The following is a 20,042-nucleotide window of genomic DNA, read 5'->3' on the forward strand; positions in this document are numbered from 1 at the left end:
GTCTTAAAACTGACAAAGGGGTGACCTATGTATTTCAAAATTGTACGGAATGATATAGCGAATAGTAAGCTGATTACATGTTTGACAACACTGTTTGTAGCAGGTGCGGCTATGCTTGTTACGCTTTCGGCCGTTCTTATTGTTCATTTATCAACTTCTATTGATACATTATTAAAGCAAGCGGAAACACCACATTTTCTACAGATGCATTCGGGTACTATCGATCAAGCGCATCTCATTGACTTTGCCGAGCGAAATGAGCTGGTGGATGAATTTCAGATCAACGAATTTCTCAATGTAGATGGTACCAAGATCAACATTGCAGGCAACACACTTGCACAAAATGTTCAGGACAATGGGCTGACTACGCAAAGTGAGAAGTTTGATTTTTTACTAGACCTTGATGGCCATGTAATTGAAGCGGATAACGGAGACATTTATGTACCTGTAGGCTATATGAAGGACGGCACAGCCAAGCTAGGTGATACAGTGATGGTCCATAATAAGCCATTTACGGTTGCAGGTTTTTTACGGGATTCGCAAATGAATTCCATGTTAGCATCATCCAAGCGATTCCTCGTGAGTGAAGAGGATTATGCAGCGATTCAGGCAGCCGGCACTATTGAATATTTAATAGAGTTTCGTTTGAAAGATTTGGCTGATTTAAGAAGCTTTGAAGAGGACTATCATCGTGCACATTTAGAAGCGAACGGACCAACGATTACATGGCCGCTCTTCAAAATGCTAAATGCCATATCGGATGGTTTGATGATCGCTGTTATTTTATTAATCAGCGTACTCGTGGTGGTCATTGCATTTATGTGTATCCGTTTTACATTGCTAACTAAAATGGAAGAGGATTATCGTGAAATCGGTGTAATGAAGGCCATTGGTATACGTGTTTCAGATATTCAGAAAATGTATTTTGCAAAATATGGTGTAATAGCGGCAATTGGCTGTGTGCTTGGCTTTATACTTTCCTTTATGGTGAGGGATATTCTTTTAGCCAATATCCGCCTATATATGGGGGATACAGCCAATACATCATTGGTCTGGCTATTCACCATTATCGGTCTGGTGCTAGTATTTGCTTCTATCCTAATTTATGTACAATTAATGTTGAAACAGTTTCGCAAGCTTTCGGCTGTTCAGGCTATCCGATTTGGCGTGATACAAAGTAAAGCAAAACATGGGAAGTGGCTAAATATTAGCTCCAATAAAAGCCTTCCAATCAATCTCTTTTTAGGCGTGAAGGATGTGCTTTCCCGTAAAGGTTTATATGCCACAATGCTCACTGTCTTCATAGTAGCAACTTTTATTATCATTGTGCCTCAAAATTTATACCATACCATTTCCTCCAAAAATTTTATTACGTATATGGGGATTGGCAATAGCGACATCCGCATCGATATTTCGCAAGGCAGTCAACATGTTCAGGATGTAACAACTGTGGTCAAAACGCTAGAGCGTGATCAAGATATTACAGATTATACGGTTTTGACGACGAAAAAGTTTACAACCATTACAAATAATGGGGTGGAAGAAAGTCTAAAAATTGAGTTGGGCGACCATACCGTTTTCCCAGTAGAATATGCGCAAGGGAGTGCGCCGAGAGCTCAGGATGAAATAGCACTTTCTGTTCTTAATGCGGAGGAGCTTCAAAAAAAAGTGGGCGATACCATTTTACTTATCATCCAAGGTGAAACGAAAACCCTAACCGTAAGTGGCATCTATTCGGATATTACAAATGGTGGAAAAACAGCGAAGGCAGCATTCTCTGATGATTCCACAGAAAGTATGTGGAATGTCTTCTATGGTTCGCTATCGAAACAATCGGAAGTCGAAAAAAAGGTTGCAGAGTATACAGATAGCTTCCATTTTGCCAAGGTTTCAGGCATTGATGAATATATTTATCAAACATTTGGAACGACCATCGGCTCTATGAAGCAAGTATCGAGTGCGGCACTTATAGTAGCTCTCTTTATGTGTGTGCTGGTGACACTGTTGTTTATGAAAATGCTGATCGCAAAGGATCGATCTCCCATCGCTATCTTGAAATCGATTGGCTTTACAAACGTCGATATTTCCATACAATATGCGGCACGATCAGTTGTTGTCTTAATACTGGCTATTTTTGTGGGGACATTGCTCGCCAACACATTAGGTGAAATTCTGACGACCACGGTCATTGCATCCTTTGGTGCAGCTTCATTTAATTTTATAATTAATCCACTAGCTGCCTATGTTTTTTGCCCATTAGCCCTCCTATGCGTCGTACTTCTAGCAACGCTTATTGGGACTGTTAAGGCGGGACAATTAAAAATAATGGATTATATAAAGGAGTAGAACATGAAAAAACTTGTGACTGGTGAACAAATAGTCAAGTCATTTCAGGTCGGAACAGAACGACATGAGGTTTTAAAGGCTGTATCCATCGATTTATATGAAGGCGAGTTCGTTTCTATTATGGGTCCCTCAGGTTGCGGCAAATCAACCTTACTGTATGCTCTTAGTGGTATGGATAGCATTGATCATGGTCGGGTTTCTTTTGATGGAGTTGATGTAGCAACACTCCATGACAAGGAGCTAGCCGAGCTCCGCCGAACGCGAATGGGCTTTGTGTTTCAACAGCCAACCTTTCTTAAAAGCTTAAATATCCTTGATAATATAGTATTACCTGCAGTACGTGATCAGCGAAAAAATGTGGATGCATTAACGGAAAAAGCACAAAGCATCATGAAAAAAGTAGGGATTGCAGACTTAGCAAAGCGTGATATTACGCAGGTTTCAGGTGGCCAGCTTCAGCGGGCAGGCATTTGCCGTGCTTTAATTAGTAGTCCATCGATGATTTTTGGTGATGAACCAACAGGCGCATTGAATTCAACGTCTGCTCAGGAAATTATGGATATTCTAGCCTCTATCAATCAAGAAGGTACAACGGTTATGCTTGTGACACATGATCCGAAAATAGCTGCACGAACGGAGCGTATTCTCTTTATGAGTGATGGTTCTATCATCAGTGAATTGCGTTTACCACCATTCATCGGTAAAGATTTGAATGATCGAATGGCAAAAGTTGCAACGACGATGCGAGAAATTGGTATTTAATAGATGAATTCAAAAAATCCGCAACGACTTGGCAGTAGCCGTTGCGGATTTTTTATTTTTTTTAGAAAAAATGAATCGCTTTTGCAATAGCGTCCGTCAGTAGTATAGAAAGTAGGTGAGAGCAATGATGGATATTGAACAAGTGATCGAGGAGCATGGGGATTACTTACTAAAGGTCGCCTATTTATATGTGAAGAATAAAGCGACAGCGGAAGATATTGTGCAGGATGTGTTCATCGCTTTTTATCAAAAGCAGGAGCAGTTTCGCCGGCAAGCATCATTGCGTACATATTTAGTAAAAATGACAGTCAATCGGAGCCATGATTATTTACGGAGCTGGAAAAGTAAACGCCTGACATTATTTGAAAAGATTACGGGCCGCACAACGGCGATTACACCAGAGAAGGAAGTGCTCGAGAAGTCGGTCAAACAAGAGCTGACAGAGGCGTTATTTACGTTATCGGTCGCTTATCGTGAGGTTCTAATTTTGTATTATTTTGAGGAGATGACAACTGTAGAGATTGCACAGCTTGTCCGATGCCCAGAAGCGACAATTCGTACAAGGCTACAACGAGCGCGTAAACAGCTGGCAACAGCAATCGGTGACTTTGATTGGGAGGTGCTACGTCATGAATCAATTTAAAGAAGAGCTATTAAAGGAACTACAAGATATAAAATTCTCTGAGAAGCGTAAACAATTAATCGCAGAAAAGGCTAGACGGAAAGGAAAGCATAAAGTAGGTAATCAATGGACGTACCGCGTCGTACTAGCAACCTTTACTGTATTGGTCATTAGTTTTAGTTATCTTTTGTCAGAGCAGAAGGAACAGCGCTCCACAGGTCACCAAGCAGCAACTATACAGTCCGATGCCTGGAGCTGGTGGACAATATTCAATTCTGATTATGTTCGAGGAATTTTGTTGTTGGGCTTTTTTATCGGTGCTGCTTATATTGTCAAGCGTGTATTACTAAAAAAAGGATATGGACTTCCTATTTGTATAGAATGCGGGGAGAGCTGGTCTGAAAAGGAGGCACGCAAATTGTATCGCAAAAATGGAGAAATTGTGTGCCCTCATTGTGGACAAAAACAGTATCGTACGAAAAAATCCATGCAATTAGGGGGCATGCTTTCAATGCCGATACCACTATTCATTATGTTGCAACATGTGTTCCATAACTACTTCATCGGTTTTATTTTCTTTCTAGTAGGGGTGCTGATTTTTCTTTATCAAGTCGTGCCATATGTCTTTAAGCTACAAGACAAGGATTCTATGAATGAACCTTTATGGTAATAATAATAGCGAAGAGAAATTGCGATAGTTATCTAGCAATTTCTTTTTTTTACACCAAAATACATTGACAAGCGTTTTCATTTGCTTTATATTTGTGTTAACTTATTTTTATTGTTAGTTAACGTATAGCAAAGGGAGGCTTTTTACATTGAAAAAAGGAAGTACATATCAATATGTGTTAGCGGCATTTGGAGCAGCGATTATTGCTGTTTTGGCACAGGTGACCATTCCACTACCTCTAATTCCAATTACAGGACAAACTTTAGCAGTCGGCATTGTCGTGACTATTTTAGGGACAAGATTAGGAACATTATCTGTTCTATTATATATTTTACTAGGAGCAGCTGGTTTACCAGTGTTTAGTGGAATGTCTGGAGGTCTAGGGATTTTAGTTGGTCCGACAGGGGGATATATTGTAGGATTCCTTGCCACAGCGATTATTATGGGCTTATACTTAGATAAATTTGGTATTACATTTACCCAAGCGATTATTGCAAATATCATCGGCATGATTATTACGTTATCATTTGGTACGGTATGGTTAAAAATCGTAGCAGATTATACATGGACAGCAGCCTTCTTGGGTGGTACTGCACCATTTATAGTAGTAGGGATTGTCAAAGCGGTAATGGCGGCATGGATTGGTGTGATTGTCCGTCGCCGCTTAGAAAGAGCACATTTAATTGAAGCAATAGCATAGGACATAGGGGGAATTGTTTTGGCAACATTATGGACAGGTGGAAAGATTTACACGATGGCTCAGGTTGGTGAAACAGTAGAAGCAGTCCTTGAAGAAGATGGGAAAATTGTGGCGACAGGCTCAGTGGAGAGCTTGTCGCCATTAGCTACTTCTACTCGACATTTACAAGGCAATGTCATGTATCCAGGCTTTGTAGATAGTCATTTACATATTATTGGTTACGGGGAAAAATTAAAGCATATTGATGTATCGGCTATTACGAGTAAAGAGGCGTTACTTGAAAAGCTTCAAGAGCGTATGTCCAAGGCATCCCCCAAAGAATGGGTCATAGCGATTGGATTAAATGAAAACCAATTTGAAGAGCCCATTTTCCCAACTTTAGCAGAGCTGGATGCGCTTGGTGAAGCCTATTTAATCATCAAGCGTAGCTGTCACCATTTAATTTTAGCTAATTCTAAGGCACTTGCTTTTGCAGGGATTACCAATGCTACACCTTCACCAGAGGGGGGGATCGTTGAAAAAATAGATGGTCAGCTCACGGGCGTATTAAAGGATGCGGCTTTATATTTAGTGGTCAATCAGATGCCCCATATTACACCTGTATATATAGAGGATGCTTTAGTGAAAGCGGTTGCCTCATTACAAGCATATGGTTTAGTGGGAGGTCATTCGGAAGATTTAAGCTATTACGGACCGCCAAGCCAACCCATTCAAGCCTACCGTAAAATAGTGGAATCTCAGCAATCTTTCAAAGTTCATTTATTGCAGCATCATACCGTATTTAAGGAGGTAGAAAAGTTGGATACTACTTCCTCGCCTTTCTTGGAGTTCGGTGCCATGAAAATCTTTATTGATGGAGCCTTTGGCGGAAGAACGGCAGCACTACGTCAACCATACAATGATGATCCAGACAATACAGGAATGCTTATTCATACGACAGAGCAATTAACGAAGTATGTGCAGCTAGCTCGTCAATATGGACAAACTGTCGCCGTCCATGCAATCGGAGATTTAGCCATCGAACTGATTTTAGATGTTTTTACGGCACATCCACCACAGGCTGGTCAGCTTGATCGGGTAATCCATTGTAGCTTGGTCGATGAGGGCATATTAACTAAACTAGCTGAATTGCCTGTTGCTATCGATATGCAGCCGCAATTTGTACAGGGGGAGTATGACGCCGAGCTATTAAAGCTTGGAGAGGAGCGCGCTCAAGGCTTACATCCTTTAAAGTCACTTCTTGACCGTGGACTTGTGGTGGCTGGTGGTAGTGACGCGCCGATTGAAGTACCGAATCCATTAATCGGAATCTATGCTGCTGTCACAAGATGTAATGTGGGAGAAAAACATGATGGCTATAATCCTAAGGAGAAAATTTCTCGTTTCGAAGCGGTCCATTTGTATACAGGGGGAGCGGCTGAAATCATTGGACAGCAGCACAGTCGTGGTAAAATTGCAGAAGGCTATACAGCCGATTTTACGATTTTAAAAGAGGATATTTTCACTGTGGCTATAGAGCAACTACCTCACATTGAAGTATTTTGTACTGTGGTAGATGGTAAGATTGTATATGAAAATCGCTGAAGGGTAACCTTGCAGCGATTTTTTTAGTTATTTCCTATTTGTAAAATTATTTACTTGGTGTTCTAAGCTTGTCACTCGTTTTGTTAAGTCCTCTACTTGCTGTTGCATGGTTGGTGGAGGAGGCACAGGTATTGTTGCTTTCATTTTTTTGATCATACGAATCATGCCGAAAAAGATAGCTAAAAACAGGCATAGAAGAACCGTTGTACTAATCATATCGCCAATGTCGAATTTCATGTTTGCGCTCCTTTCGCTACGGGGTATCTAGTTATATACAGGATAGCTTCGAGAAAAGTTTCAAGAAAATGGAGAACGTCACGATAAATACACAAATCTTTTCTCTCCAAGCTGCATAGGATACTTGAACATATTGCTATTTTATTGCTTTGAGTACTGTGCCGTGGCGGTCAAAACATACGTTAGAAGAGAGCGATTTTAACTGTAACAGGGGTGATTATGTGCACAAGGCAGGACAAGTAATGCGACAGGCTGTTTATAATATTTATATATATCGATTTGACTATGTACAGGTTTTCGCATTAATTAGAATCTTTCAGTTTTTATTAATGATCCCTGTAAGCTCTACGATGTTAAAGCTCATGCTCAGAGTAACAGGATATACACATATTACCGAGCAAAATTGGCAAAGCTTTGTGGCCCATCCCTTTGTCATTATGATGATTTGTCTATTAATCTTGTTGTTCTTATTATTTGTTTATTATGAAATGGGCTTTTTATTTTTAATGGCCTTTCATCAACAAAGAGGAATGCGCTATCGATTTTTTTCTATATGGCAACAACTGAATCGTAAGGTTGTTTATTTTTTTAGTGTCCAAGTACTATTTTTAATCGTCTATCTTGCTCTATTAATGCCACTCGCTTCTTTCATGCTACCACTCACCTTAACCCAATCCATCTCACTTCCAAATTTTTTAACAGAAGAAATCATGAGTAGTCGAACAGGTAGGTTAGCATATACCGCAGTGGCAAGTATTTTAGTAATGATCGGCATTCGGAGTATTTTAACGTTACCTATTTTTACGATTCAGCCAAACATTTCTATTTTACGTTCATTCAAGCAAAGCTGGCGATTTTCCAAAAGAGGTTTATTGGAGCTTTTAGCCTTATTGGTCATGCTTTTAACAGGGCATCTATTCGTCATGCTCAGTATAACGGTAATTAGCACGGTTCCACTTTATTTAATGGAACGCTTGCTACCAAATGCCGCATTGGTGACAGCGGGGTTAACGCTCGCCTTTTTAGAAATGGTCTTTGTGGTGCTCTTTAGTTTATTACAGGCTATGTTTTCACAAGTCATGGTTGCCATTACTTACAATACATCGGTTATAGGGAAAATCAACAAATCGGGTAAGCATAGGAAACGACGTTATAAACCTTTACTGCTCATTAGCTTTGTTGTGTTTGTAGTATTAAGTATGATCAATATCAATTCTTTAGAGAAAAGTGTCTATGCACCCGATACAAAAATTATTGCCCATCGAGGCTATGTGGCTGGCAATGTTGAAAATACGATTAGCGGGCTAGTGAGCGCGGCTAATGCCGGTGCAGACCTCATTGAAATTGATATTCAGCAAACAGTGGATGGTGAATTTGTCGTATTCCATGACCGTACATTGCGGCGATTGGCAGGTAAAAACGGGGTCATTGCTAATATGACCTTAAGTGAATTAAAAACGTTAACGATTCATCAAAATGGCTATAGTGATAAAATTGCCTCTTTAGAGGATTGTATCGAAATTGCTAAAGCTTTAGATGTTGCGTTACTCATTGAGTTAAAGGTACATGGCAAGGAAACGGAAGATGTGTTACCCAAATTAGTGGAAAAGCTACGAAAATACAAGGTCCTGGATTCGTATTATGTGCAATCTACAGATGGACAGAAAATGACCCAATTAAAAAAATTAGTACCGAATCTAAGAGTGGGTATTGTCTACGCGCTTAATATCGGTCCAATGGAAGAAGGTGTGGATTTCATTGCCTTAGAGGAGTCATGGGTAACAGAGCAGCTTATTGAGGAGCTGAAGCAGAACCCGATGGATTTATTCGTGTGGACGCTGAATGATGACCGTTCGTTACAAACCTTTATCGAGAAAAATGTGAGCGGCGTCATTACCGATCATCCTGATGTTGCCCACGATTTAAGGACAAAACAAAGCGAACATCAATACTTCTTGCAACGCATCCTAAACCGATTGAAATTTATATTTTAATAAGGAATGTGATACCTGTATAATGACTGCTTTCAAAAAAATTTGGTCATATTGTAACCTTTTTCATATGAGGACGACTACTTCTATGAATTCGTGAAATGAAGGAGATGCTTTTTGTATGAAAATGAAGAAGGTCGTACCATTTGCTATGACAGCATTATTAGTAGGGAGCGCAATGGGCGTTCCAACTGCATCAGCGAGCGAGGTTGAGGCTGTTGTGAATACTTCAGAAACTAACGAGCAACAAGCTCAGCCAGTTTTTGTTAAAGTAACTGGAAAAGTTGAAAACGTTGATGTCCGTGACAACGCAACCTACTATACGGTGGTAGAAGGTGAACAGACGAATATTGTGGTTGTCGATAAAGATTCATTAGTATTCGACAATATGGGGAAAGAAGTGAAGCTTCAAAAAGGGGATAAGGTGTCAGCTTACTCTTATGCGAAAAAGCCTATGCTTGCTATTTATCCACCACAGTATAACCCAGAAGTAATTATTGTAGAAAAAGATAATATGGGCAGTGTGGAAGTCGATTACTTCGATAAAAACTTAATCGATACTGACAATTATTTGAAATTAAATGTGGGGGAAGATACAAAAATTGAAAGTGTTTCTGGCAAAGAGCTAAAAGCTAGTGATTTAGAAGAGCAGCACTTAGTAGTGTTCTATACAATCGCAACAATGAGTATTCCTGCCCAAACACCACCTTCAAAGGTTATCGTGTTAGATAATATTGAGAAGGAAGAGCCAGTTGAAGTGGACCCAGTGCCAACGCCTGAACCAACACCAGATAATGGAGCCATTGAAGAGATTATTCAAAAAGATTTTTATGAAGTAGAAGGGACAAAAATGGTTCCTCTACGATTAATCGTAGAAAAGCTTGGCTTTGAAGTAGAAGTAACGCCTAAAGGTGCAATTATTTCTAAAGGTGCTGTTTCCTACACAATTACTCGTGGTCAAAAAGAATATGGCTATAATAAAGCGATTCGCCAATTTGACGTAGCACCTGCTTTATTAGAGAGTGGTAAAACATATGTGCCGGTTGAGTTTGTTGAAGAATTAATGAAATAAAGAGGTTGAAGTATCTAGCAAATCGCTAGGTACTTCTTTTTTTATATTTTCTTCCAATAAAAAATTCAGTACAATAATTAAGAAAAAGTCGCAAATAAAGGAGAATCCTATGAAACAAGCTCTAATCATTATCGATATACAAGAAGCCTTCTTTTTAGACAGCCAACAGAATCTATGGAATGACGAAATGGTCATCAACAATATTAATTCGTTAATTGCATGGGCGCGCCACAATGAAGTACCTATTATTTTTATTCAGCATACTGATGCCGAGGATGTAGACTTCGCTTACGGTCAGCCTGGATGGGAGCTATATCATGGTCTTCATCAACAAGCGGAGGATAAGGTGATTCAAAAACCAACATGGGATGCCTTTTTTCAAACTGAGCTTGCCCAATACTTGCAGGAGCAACATATTGAGCAATTAATATTTGCTGGTGCACAAACGGAGTTTTGCCTTGATACAACGATTCGTAGTGCTTTCAGTCATGGCTATCATCACAATATTTTAGTGGAGGATGCCCACAGTACATTATCTAATGATGTTCTTGCAGCACCACAAATCATTCAGCACCATGAATGTATCTGGCACAATCGATTTGTACGAATTCAGCCAGTTGCGGAGTTCCAGCATGCTGATTAACAAAAAAAAACTATCAATATAAAGAGTTGTGCTATACGGTCCGTTGTGCCGAACCGGACGATGCCCAAGCCTTGTCAGATTTACGTTTACAATTAGATGGTGAAACGGAAAACTTTGACCGAGCACAAGGGGAGGGGTTCATTGATCGAGTAGGATTCGAGCAGCTCATTTCCAATGACCTAGCAAGCCCTAAAAATCTATGTTTAGTAGCAGTCGTTGATGATCAACTTGTAGGATACTCAAGATGTGAGGGTTCTACATTGATAAGGCTTGCCCATAAGGTTATTTTTGGTGTCGGTGTCAGGAAGGATTTTTGGGGCTATGGCATTGGTAAAGCCCTGATGCAAGTATCGATCGACTGGGCAGATGCTAATGGTATTCAGAAAATGGCATTAGAAGTGTTAGAATCCAATGATAAGGCCGTTCAGCTCTATCAAAAATGTGGCTTTGAGGTAGAAGGTATTTTAAAACATGATAAGCGCCTCTCAGATGGACAATACTATCACACTATCATGATGGGCAGATGGAAGGTATAGGGAAGTTGAAGGAATTTACAGTATGACGAATTTTATGTATATATTTTGTTTAATCGTTTGGGGTCTTAACTTTATTGCTGTAAAAATACAAGGGACCCCCGTTAGTTTAGAATTATCGTTAACCTATCGTTTAGTCATAACAGCTCTGTTATTTTTAATACTTGCTTGGTTCATGAAACCACAGGGTAAACCACAAAAGCAGGATATCCCCTTTATCATTGTTTTTGGAGTGTGTAATTTTGCATTCAGTTATTTATGTTTGTATTACGCGACGATGCTCAGCTCAGCAGCCATGGTCACGTTAATTTTTTCATTAAAAGTGATATTAACGCCTATTGCTTTACGAATTTTTCTGAAAGAGCCGTTACATCGCCGTGTTCTTCTTGGCGGTATTTTAGGCGTTATGGGAGTGGGTGTATTAATCTATCCAACTTTACATAGTTTCTCAGGATTCGCTGATTTCAAAGGGATTCTGATTGCGTTTTTAGGAACACTATTGACAGCAATCGGTGATGCTAGTTCTGCCAGAAATGCGAAGCGCCAAATTGACCCGATATATGCCAATGCGATTGGTTTTGCTGTAGGTAGTGTGGTCATGTGTGGAATTGTTTGGATGGAAGGACAAAAAATGATGATTCCGACATCCATTACGTATCTATCGGCATTGCTGTATTTAACAGTTATTGCCTCGTTTCTGGCCTGGCTATTTTATTTAAAGCTAGTCGAAAGGATTGGAGGAGCCAAAAGTGGCTATATGGTCGCATTATTTCCTGTTATTGGCGGCATTGCCTCTGTTTTGATTGGTGAATCTACAGTAAGCATTTATTTGATTGTGGGCTGTCTATCCAGTTGTATCGGAGCGGCGATTGCCTTAGGGTTTAAAATTAAGCCTATTTTACGATGAACGAAAACCCTTATCTTTTCATAAACTAGATAAGAACGTTTGAAAAGGGTGAGGGAGTTGGCATTCGTTCCGAGAAGCAGAGAAAAAGATCAGGATCATTGGGATATCGATCGTTGGGAAAATGATGGTGGCAGCAGTATAGGGGGAAAGGGGAGGCATATTTGTCTCCCTAAAAATAGTTGAAACCTTTTTCATCTCTGTTCGTATGAATTAGTAGAAACAGATTAGATTTGAAAAGGGAGAACTGAAATTTTTGAGCCATTGAACAAAACGATTACTTTTAATTATTTACTTGATTGTTATTGCGGATGCGTATTACACAACATTGTATATGGAACCCAAAACACCACCGCAACATCAAACGATCAAAGCAACGGCTATTACCGTGAACATATTACGGTAGCAAGCCAAATAAAAAGAAACGGACAACCCGTCGTTTCAAGCCGATGACCATTCAGCCATTTCAAAAGAAAATACTGGACGAAATGGTCATGTTCATAAAGAGTTTAGTCGTACGTCCATCAATACTTATATTTTTACGATATCAACAGCTTCGTTGCTGACGCCCTGTCCACTGACAGGGTTTTTTTATGATAAGCATCAATATGGCATGAACCAAGGGGGGAAAAGGACATGACGAAAATTTATTTGATGACCATTACTAAAGGAAATGATGAGCAGGATTACGAGCAACAGATGAACGAAAAAATATTTGAGAGAAAGTCAGACCTAAAAGAGTATTTAAACAAAGAAGGCTATTTGAAAGAATCCACCTATCAATATGTGAAAATAACGGAAGAGTCTATATTTGTTGCTGAAATTCAAAAAATTAAACTTAAATAATAGTGTTACTAAAAAATAAATGAAGCAATTTTCGCTCTATTCATATAAAATATGGAAGATATATCATACTTGAAAGAGGTGGCCACATGTTCCCTACTTTAAATACGGATCGATTAGTATTACGAGAAATTACAGAAAATGACGCACAAGCTATTTTAAATTGCTTTTCTAACCCTGACGTATTACGTCATTACGGTCAAAATCCATTAACTAGTTTAGAGCAAGTTAAACAAATCATTAATCGCTTTTCAAAAAACTATGAGGAACAACAAGGTATTAAATGGGGGATAGAACTAAAGGGGAGAGAAGGCCTAATAGGTACTATTGGATTTCAAGAATGGTCAACAGAGCATAAGAAAGCTGAAATCAGTTATGCCCTTTTCCCTGACAGCTGGGGAAAAGGCTATGCACGAGAGGCATTGGACCAAGTAATTTCGTTTGGCTTTCAAGAGATGGCGTTATTGCGGATAGGAGCCATCGTTTTCACAGAAAATGATGCTTCTAACAAGCTATTAACAAAAGTAGGCTTCGAAAAAGAAGGCTTACTAAAGAAATATATGCATCAAAATAATGTGCCATATGATACATATATTTATTCTCTAATCAATATTGAAAAATCATAATCAACGTTCATGAAAAATAAAAGGATTGGGGACATAACCCCAATCCTTTTACCTATTTTGTTACACTTAAATCATTTCACGTTCGGATAAATCATTGTAGCTGGATCTACATATTCATCGAATTGTTCTTCTGTAAGCAGACCACTTGCGATAGCTGCTGCTTTTAACGTCGTGCCTTCTTTATGAGCTTTTTTCGCAATTTTTGCTGCGTTTTCATAGCCGATATATGGATTTAATGCTGTTACAAGCATTAATGAGTTTTGTAAGTTATGATCAAGCACTTCTTTATTTGGCTCAATGCCAATTGCACAATGATCATTAAATGATTTCATTGTATCTGCTAATAGGCGAGTTGATTGTAAGAAGTTATAAATAATTACTGGCTTAAAGACGTTTAGTTCAAAATTCCCTTGAGATGCTGCGAAAGCAATCGTCGCGTCATTACCTACTACTTGTGTAACTACCATTGTCATCGCTTCACTTTGGGTAGGGTTTACTTTACCTGGCATGATAGAAGAGCCTGGTTCATTTTCTGGAATTGTGATTTCACCAATCCCTGAGCGAGGCCCACTTGCAAGCCAACGAACGTCATTAGCAATTTTCATTAAATCAGCCGCTAAAGCTTTAAGAGCACCATGCGCAACAACGGCTTCATCATGGCTTGTTAAGGCATGGAATTTATTCGCAGCAGAGGTGAATGGTTTACCTGTTAGCTCACTAATTTCCGCTGCTACATGATCCCCAAATTCTGGGTGAGCATTGATACCAGTACCAACCGCTGTTCCACCAATCGCAAGCTCTTTCATATAGTCGATATTTTGAAGAATCATGTGCTCTGATTTTGCTAGCATGGCTGCCCAGCCACTAATTTCCTGACCTAATGTAAGAGGTGTTGCATCCTGTAAATGCGTACGGCCAATTTTTATAATATCTTTAAATTGAGCTGCTTTGTCTTCCAAAGTCGATTTTAATAAACGAAGTCGTGGTAATAAGTAATCTTCCACTTTTAAAACTGCCGCAATATGCAATGCAGTAGGGAATGTATCATTCGAGCTTTGTGATTTATTGACATCATCATTTGGATGAATGCGGTCTGCCTCGCCAGCATCCTGTAATAGTTGGTTCGCACGGTGTGCAATGACCTCATTAACGTTCATGTTTGATTGTGTACCACTACCAGTTTGCCAAACAACTAATGGGAATTGATCGTCCCATTGTCCATTTAAAACTTCATCTGCAGCCTGTACGATTGCATTCGCTTTAATAGCTGAAAGCTTATCTAGTTTGTTGTTCGCGATTGCTGCACTTTTCTTTAAAATAGCCATGGCCTGCACAAGCTCAATTGGCATATGTTCCGTACCAATTTGGAAATTTTCTTTACTGCGCTGTGTTTGCGCACCCCAAATTTTATCAGCAGGTACTTTAATTTCACCCATAGTGTCTTTTTCAATACGATAATCCATGTCAAACAGCTCCTTTAGTATGTAAAAATCCTCCATATATACAGATAAAAACGGATACTCTTAGTCTGATGTAAGAATATCCGTTTGATACATGCTTATTCAAAAAAGAGGGGGATTCTGAAATAAGCAATTTGGAGAAAAGAAATAATCTATTGATAATGATAATTGTTATCAATTAAAATGTCAACCAATTTCTTTGAAGAAATAATGAGGTGAGAATAATTCGCAATAGTAGTATGAATATTCCCGAATTTGGTGGAAATAAACGTTATGGATTATCTCTTTTTCTTTCCTAAATCTTTAAGAGGTTGCTTTTTAGGGATTTTTTCAAAAATAATCTTCACATGATAGTGGTTGTCGTCAATTTGAAGCACTTCCGTTACTTTGGCTTTACGCCCTTTAATTCGAATATCCTCTTCGATGGCAGGGAGCTTGACGAGCAATTGACTTAAGACGGACGTTTTATTTTCATAATAATGAGTAACAAACATTGTTCTTCACCTTCTAACATTTGATTGTTACTCAATTTATGAGGGGAGCCTAGTTTATAGAACTTTTATGGGTGGAAATAGGTGCACGGAGAAAAATTGTTACTCAAACTGCATGTAAGGGACCTTACCTGTAAGAATGCTGATTATATTGGGCATAATCATAGAACTCCTTTGAATATTGCTGGGAAATTATAATCTTCACAATTGAAAAATATCATTCATACGAAAATCGTGCTGCCACTTAATTTTATGGAAATCAAAAATATGACATAATTTTACGGAATAAAATTGCAACTTTCGACATGTTTTTTATTTATTTCTCGGGAAATATCTATTACACAATGGTGGTATTGAGTGGGACTACTAGCACTCGATTTTACACTACTCCTGCTGTGAACTTTCATTGAAAAAATAATGACTTTATGATTTGTTTGACTATTCTTAATTCTTTTTCGTAAAAGAGGTAGTGCGATGACGTTTCAGCAGAGGAGTTGTTCGTTATAATAAGAGAAAGGAGGAAATGAAATGTATTTAAAATCATGTAAAGTGCTACAGGACACTATTCCTAATAAACAAATGTATCCTTTTAATATCCCGAGCTTGCAGGATTTACAGGAGTTGGAGTTTCCGACAAATGTGACATTCTTCGTTGGGGAAAATGGTTCGGGAAAATCAACATTACTGGAAGCTATTGCAGATCGGTGCGATTTTAATACGGCAGGTGGTGGCCGCCAAAATCTGTATGAAGTACATAAGGCAGAATCTTCACTGGGTGAATATATCCGTTTGTCGTGGATGCCGAAAATTTCAAATGGTTTTTTTCTTCGATCCGAAACATTTTATCAATTTGCCAGTCATATTGATTTGATAGAAGATCCAAGGAGATATAACGCTTTTGGTGGAAAATCTCTACATCACCAATCCCATGGGGAGTCTTTTCTTGCTTTATTTATGAATCGCTTTAAAGGTAAAGCCATTTATTTATTGGATGAGCCTGAGGCAGCATTGTCTCCAACAAGGCAGTTAAGCTTGTTAAAAATTATGAAGGACCTTGAGCATGAGGCACAATTTATTATTGCTACACATTCACCTATTTTACTCGGTTATCCAAATGCAACGATTTATAGCTTTGACAATGGAGAAATTGAAACGATCCGCTATAAGGATTCCATTCATTACATTGTCACCAAGCGGTTTTTAGATGCACCACAAACAATTTTAAGTGAGTTATTTGATGAGGAGAGGGAATCATGAATCAACGAAAAGGCTTAGTCATGCGAGAAATTCGATTGGATGAAATGGCACAATCCATTGATTTATTGAATTATGTCTTTCAAATGTCGATGTCTATTCATAAGGACCGTCGTTTTGTGAATGCAAAAAGTAGACAATTTAATGAGGGACATGCTATCGGATGGTTTGATGGCTCACATTTAGTATCGCAAATTTTAAGTTTGCCTTTTGAGGTCAATGTCCATGGGAAGATTTATGAAATGGGGGGGATTACAGCAGTTGGCACCTACCCAGAGTATTCGGGCCATGGCTTGATGGAAAGCTTGATTATTGAAAGCCTACAAAGTATGCGCAACGAGGGACAATGTATATCCTATTTATTCCCATATTCAATTCCTTATTACCGAAAAAAGGGATGGGAAATTATGAGTGATATCGTAGAATTTCAGGTGAAGGATACACAGCTTCCGCATTATTCCGGACTCAATGGGAAAATTCGGCGTGTTGATCCGAAACATCAGGATGTTGTGGATATCTACGCCCGATATGCCGAAAAAACACATGGTGTAATGGTGCGAAATAGTATTGCATGGAATGAGAAATTTCAGGAGGATTTCTGGGAAGAGAAATTCATTGACAGTGATGTTAACCTTCAGGCTGCCGTCTACTACGATGAAGGAGATGTGGCGCAGGGCTACATGTTTTATCGTATTATGGAGGAAAATTATTATATTGATGAAATCGTCTATTTACAGGAAGAAGCACGTAAAGGGTTATGGAATTTTGTCTCTGCCCATAGTTCCATGATTTATAATGTCTATGGGAAAACGACAGGTAATGAAGCTGTAGCATTTCTATTAGAGGATAGTGAGATTATTCAAAAGGTCTCTCCTTATTTTATGGCGAGAATTGTTGATGTTAAAGAGTTTTTATTACGCTATCCATTTGTCAGTCAAAACTTTGAGCTTCAGCTAGCCGTAACGGATCGGATTGTCGCTTGGAATAATGGTACATTCATCATCAAAATGGTGGATGGTAAGCTGTCTGTCCAAAAGGTGAGCGAGACATTAAATGATAATGCTGTCCATTTAACGGTGCAAACCTTGGCCACTATGCTGCTAGGCTATAAACGCCCAAGGTATTTAGAGAAAATTGAACGGTTACAGGGACGTGCGGAGGAAATTGCCTTACTAGAGGACGTATTACCTGTAGGCATACCGACATTCATTGATTATTTCTAAGCGCGTGGAAACAGTTTTGGAGCTGAACTAATTTTTACATTAGTTCAGCTTTTAATGATCATCAAGACACTGCATATTTGAACAAGGGAGTAACTTTATATACATAGACAAACATGGATATAGAAGGGGAATAGAAATGGATTTATTAGTCGGGAATAGAGCTAGGGGTTGGGCTTTATGGAAGGCTTTAATCACCTACGACTATCATAAGCTATCAAACAAAGCAATTGCAGATGAAGAATGGAATATTATAAACGTCATCATGGTTGATCACCTCAAAAGTTTACTTTTTATCAATAGATGAATAAGGAGCTCTTTATGTAGAAGTTGATTGGAACAAAGGGCGGCGACTCCTGCGGGAAAAGCGGGAAAGTCGAGATCCTGGACTGAGCGCAGCGAGGGAAGCAGCTTGACCCCGCCCGCGGAAAGCGTCCGCCCGTAGTGGAAATCAACGGCTTTACTTTATTTCATTGTAAAAGAAAAAAGACTATAGACAAACTCAAAATTCATCGAGTTTGTCTATAGTCTGAGAGCTGTTTACACAGCTCTTTTTTTATATTGAACAATGAATCGGCTTAGCTTAAGAAGGATTAGTTATGGAATAAACTTAGGGTATGGTAATAATTTACTGTGGATGTGTAATATTAAAACAAACAATGCTATAATTCAATTAAATTTGTATGGATGATAAAAAACTTGTGATAAATCGATATCCCCCAGATTTATCCGCTAGATGAAAGGAGTCAAAGTTTAATGAATAGTCCAATCTAATTTTCCCCATGAAGCCAAAATTCAAATGAAATATCGGGGGATATATAATGAAATTGAATAGAAATTTTTCTTTATTACTATTAGGTCAATCACTCGCTAATATAGGCGATGTATTATATATAGTCAGTGTTATAAGTACGATTTTTTTGTTGACGGATTCTGCAATTTCAGCATCGTTTGTGCCATTTACGATTGCTTCCTCTATGTTCATATCCAGTATGCTGACACCTCTTTTAGTGGAGAAACTAAATCTTAAATGGTTACTTGCTGGGTCACAAATCGCAAAAACCATTTTACTCTTTATTCTAGGGTTTCTGGTAATGGGATTATCAGCAGCTAATTATTATTTTATCTTTTTAATAATAGGGTTTATTGCTTTTTTTGATGGATGTGCAAATCCAATAAGACAGACATTGACTCCACACTACGTTAAACCTGAACAGCTACTTCAAGCTAATGGAATTTCCCAAACTATTACGCAGGTCATTCAAGCAGGTATGTGGTTCGTAGGAAGTTCATTATTACTGATTATGAGCTCTCAGCAACTGATTTGGTTAGTTGGATGTCTATTTGTATTGGCAAGTCTATTACTTAGCCTTTTAGAAAATGTAAACAGCCATGAATCGACGGAGACAAAAGGGAAACTAGAAAAGATGAAAGAGGGTTGGCAAACTTTATCAAATACGCCAGTTTTAAAAAGGATTGCTTGGATAGAATTTTTAGATACCATCGCTGCAACAGTTTGGATAGCCGCTATTTTATATGTGTTTGTCAACGACGCGTTGAACGTTGATGAAAAGTGGTGGGGCTTTATTAATGGAGCCAACTTTTTAGGTCTGATTTTAGGAAGTGCTTATTGTATAAAATTTTCTTCTGTTGTAGAAAAGAAAATAGGAACCTATATTTTTGTCGGCTCCTTTGCAAGTTTCATATTTACAATAGTATTTAGCATAAATAGCATTCCGATGATTTCCTTACTTTTATCATTTTGTGTAGGGCTTTTTGGACAAATTAAACAAATTCCTCAACAAACTGTAATACAAACCAGTGTATCAAAAGAACAGTTGTCAACTGTTTATACCTCATTAGGTGCTATCGGAACTGGAATTTTCGGCATTGGCTCTCTCGTTATGGGGGTAATAGCAGATTTAGTAGGAATTAGAATGGTTTTCGTGATTTCGGGGCTATTACTGGCGACAGTCAGTGTAATCGCACACAAAAATAAGCAATTGTTTGTTAGAAATGTTTTGAAACCATAAAATTAAAGAAGAAGTAGGACCATCGATTTTGATGGTCCTTTTTTATTGAAC

The 20,042-nt window shown here is 38.6% G+C and carries 20 protein-coding genes; 17 read left to right on the forward strand and 3 right to left on the reverse strand.

Going from position 1 to position 20,042, the window contains the following annotated elements; all coding sequences use genetic code 11:
* Positions 1 to 27: 27 nt before the first annotated feature.
* From C9J29_RS07345 to C9J29_RS07370, 6 genes are all read left to right on the forward strand, one after another.
* Positions 28 to 2,346 carry an ABC transporter permease gene (locus C9J29_RS07345; RefSeq protein WP_107921863.1) on the forward strand — a complete coding sequence of 773 codons (2,319 nt, stop codon included), beginning with the start codon at positions 28 to 30 and terminating at the stop codon, positions 2,344 to 2,346.
* Positions 2,347 to 2,349: 3 nt separating this feature from the next.
* On the forward strand, positions 2,350 to 3,108 hold the full coding sequence (locus C9J29_RS07350) for an ABC transporter ATP-binding protein (protein ID WP_089984858.1): 759 nt from the start codon (positions 2,350 to 2,352) through the stop codon (positions 3,106 to 3,108).
* A 124-nt stretch (positions 3,109 to 3,232) separates the two neighbouring features.
* Positions 3,233 to 3,751 carry a sigma-70 family RNA polymerase sigma factor gene (locus C9J29_RS07355; RefSeq protein ID WP_043990017.1) on the forward strand — a complete coding sequence of 173 codons (519 nt, stop codon included), beginning with the start codon at positions 3,233 to 3,235 and terminating at the stop codon, positions 3,749 to 3,751.
* Entirely contained in the window at positions 3,738 to 4,400 is a 663-nt protein-coding gene (locus C9J29_RS07360) for a TIGR04104 family putative zinc finger protein (protein WP_008175832.1), read from the forward strand. The genes C9J29_RS07355 and C9J29_RS07360 overlap by 14 nt, the downstream gene beginning before the upstream one ends.
* A gap of 148 nt (positions 4,401 to 4,548) precedes the next feature.
* Positions 4,549 to 5,100 carry a biotin transporter BioY gene (locus C9J29_RS07365; protein ID WP_008175833.1) on the forward strand — a complete coding sequence of 184 codons (552 nt, stop codon included), beginning with the start codon at positions 4,549 to 4,551 and terminating at the stop codon, positions 5,098 to 5,100.
* An 18-nt stretch (positions 5,101 to 5,118) separates the two neighbouring features.
* On the forward strand, positions 5,119 to 6,684 hold the full coding sequence (locus C9J29_RS07370; RefSeq protein ID WP_107921864.1) for an amidohydrolase: 1,566 nt from the start codon (positions 5,119 to 5,121) through the stop codon (positions 6,682 to 6,684).
* A gap of 27 nt (positions 6,685 to 6,711) precedes the next feature.
* Here the strand turns inward: C9J29_RS07370 and C9J29_RS07375 are convergent, their stop codons facing one another.
* Complete coding sequence (locus C9J29_RS07375) at positions 6,712 to 6,921, reverse strand: hypothetical protein (protein WP_089984854.1); 210 nt, start codon at positions 6,919 to 6,921, stop codon at positions 6,712 to 6,714.
* A gap of 221 nt (positions 6,922 to 7,142) precedes the next feature.
* On the opposite strand from C9J29_RS07375, the gene C9J29_RS07380 reads away from it, so the two are divergent.
* The 7 genes from C9J29_RS07380 to C9J29_RS07410 all read left to right on the forward strand — a co-directional run bounded on the left by C9J29_RS07380 (position 7,143) and on the right by C9J29_RS07410 (position 13,533).
* Positions 7,143 to 8,915 (forward strand): glycerophosphoryl diester phosphodiesterase membrane domain-containing protein, encoded by a 1,773-nt coding sequence (locus C9J29_RS07380; protein ID WP_107921865.1) that lies wholly within the window; start codon positions 7,143 to 7,145, stop codon positions 8,913 to 8,915.
* Positions 8,916 to 9,033: 118 nt separating this feature from the next.
* Entirely contained in the window at positions 9,034 to 9,984 is a 951-nt protein-coding gene (locus C9J29_RS07385) for a copper amine oxidase N-terminal domain-containing protein (RefSeq protein ID WP_008175837.1), read from the forward strand.
* A 109-nt stretch (positions 9,985 to 10,093) separates the two neighbouring features.
* Positions 10,094 to 10,627: a cysteine hydrolase family protein gene (locus C9J29_RS07390; protein WP_008175838.1), complete on the forward strand. Its 534-nt coding sequence runs from the start codon at positions 10,094 to 10,096 to the stop codon at positions 10,625 to 10,627.
* 26 nt (positions 10,628 to 10,653) lie between these two features.
* Positions 10,654 to 11,163 (forward strand): GNAT family N-acetyltransferase, encoded by a 510-nt coding sequence (locus C9J29_RS07395; RefSeq protein WP_107921866.1) that lies wholly within the window; start codon positions 10,654 to 10,656, stop codon positions 11,161 to 11,163.
* Between the two features lie 22 nt (positions 11,164 to 11,185).
* Positions 11,186 to 12,067, forward strand: coding sequence for a DMT family transporter (locus C9J29_RS07400; RefSeq protein ID WP_107921867.1), 882 nt, complete (start codon positions 11,186 to 11,188; stop codon positions 12,065 to 12,067).
* A 633-nt stretch (positions 12,068 to 12,700) separates the two neighbouring features.
* Positions 12,701 to 12,910, forward strand: coding sequence for a hypothetical protein (locus C9J29_RS07405; protein WP_008175842.1), 210 nt, complete (start codon positions 12,701 to 12,703; stop codon positions 12,908 to 12,910).
* Between the two features lie 86 nt (positions 12,911 to 12,996).
* Complete coding sequence (locus tag C9J29_RS07410) at positions 12,997 to 13,533, forward strand: GNAT family N-acetyltransferase (RefSeq protein WP_008175843.1); 537 nt, start codon at positions 12,997 to 12,999, stop codon at positions 13,531 to 13,533.
* Between the two features lie 71 nt (positions 13,534 to 13,604).
* Here C9J29_RS07410 and fumC read toward each other — a convergent pair whose 3' ends face one another.
* Both fumC and C9J29_RS07420 read right to left on the reverse strand, forming a co-directional pair.
* Positions 13,605 to 14,996, reverse strand: a complete 1,392-nt coding sequence (gene fumC / locus C9J29_RS07415; RefSeq protein ID WP_107921868.1) for a class II fumarate hydratase — start codon at positions 14,994 to 14,996, stop codon at positions 13,605 to 13,607.
* Between the two features lie 275 nt (positions 14,997 to 15,271).
* Positions 15,272 to 15,487, reverse strand: coding sequence for a hypothetical protein (locus C9J29_RS07420; RefSeq protein ID WP_008175845.1), 216 nt, complete (start codon positions 15,485 to 15,487; stop codon positions 15,272 to 15,274).
* 525 nt (positions 15,488 to 16,012) lie between these two features.
* Here C9J29_RS07420 and C9J29_RS07425 point away from each other — a divergent pair.
* The 4 genes from C9J29_RS07425 (at position 16,013) to C9J29_RS07435 (ending at position 19,991) form a co-directional block, all read left to right on the forward strand.
* On the forward strand, positions 16,013 to 16,741 hold the full coding sequence (locus tag C9J29_RS07425; protein WP_107921869.1) for an AAA family ATPase: 729 nt from the start codon (positions 16,013 to 16,015) through the stop codon (positions 16,739 to 16,741).
* Positions 16,738 to 17,961 carry a GNAT family N-acetyltransferase gene (locus C9J29_RS07430; RefSeq protein WP_008175849.1) on the forward strand — a complete coding sequence of 408 codons (1,224 nt, stop codon included), beginning with the start codon at positions 16,738 to 16,740 and terminating at the stop codon, positions 17,959 to 17,961. Before C9J29_RS07425 ends, C9J29_RS07430 begins: the two co-directional genes overlap by 4 nt.
* Before the next feature lie 136 nt (positions 17,962 to 18,097).
* A complete protein-coding gene (locus tag C9J29_RS24240) occupies positions 18,098 to 18,265 on the forward strand; it encodes a hypothetical protein (RefSeq protein WP_164908690.1) in 168 nt (55 codons plus the stop codon).
* A 514-nt stretch (positions 18,266 to 18,779) separates the two neighbouring features.
* The gene (locus C9J29_RS07435) at positions 18,780 to 19,991 is read left to right on the forward strand and encodes an MFS transporter (protein WP_107921870.1); all 1,212 of its coding nucleotides are present in this window, start codon (positions 18,780 to 18,782) and stop codon (positions 19,989 to 19,991) included.
* Positions 19,992 to 20,042: the final 51 nt, after the last annotated feature.

The organism is Lysinibacillus fusiformis (genome assembly GCF_003049525.1).
GTDB lineage: Bacteria > Bacillota > Bacilli > Bacillales_A > Planococcaceae > Lysinibacillus > Lysinibacillus fusiformis.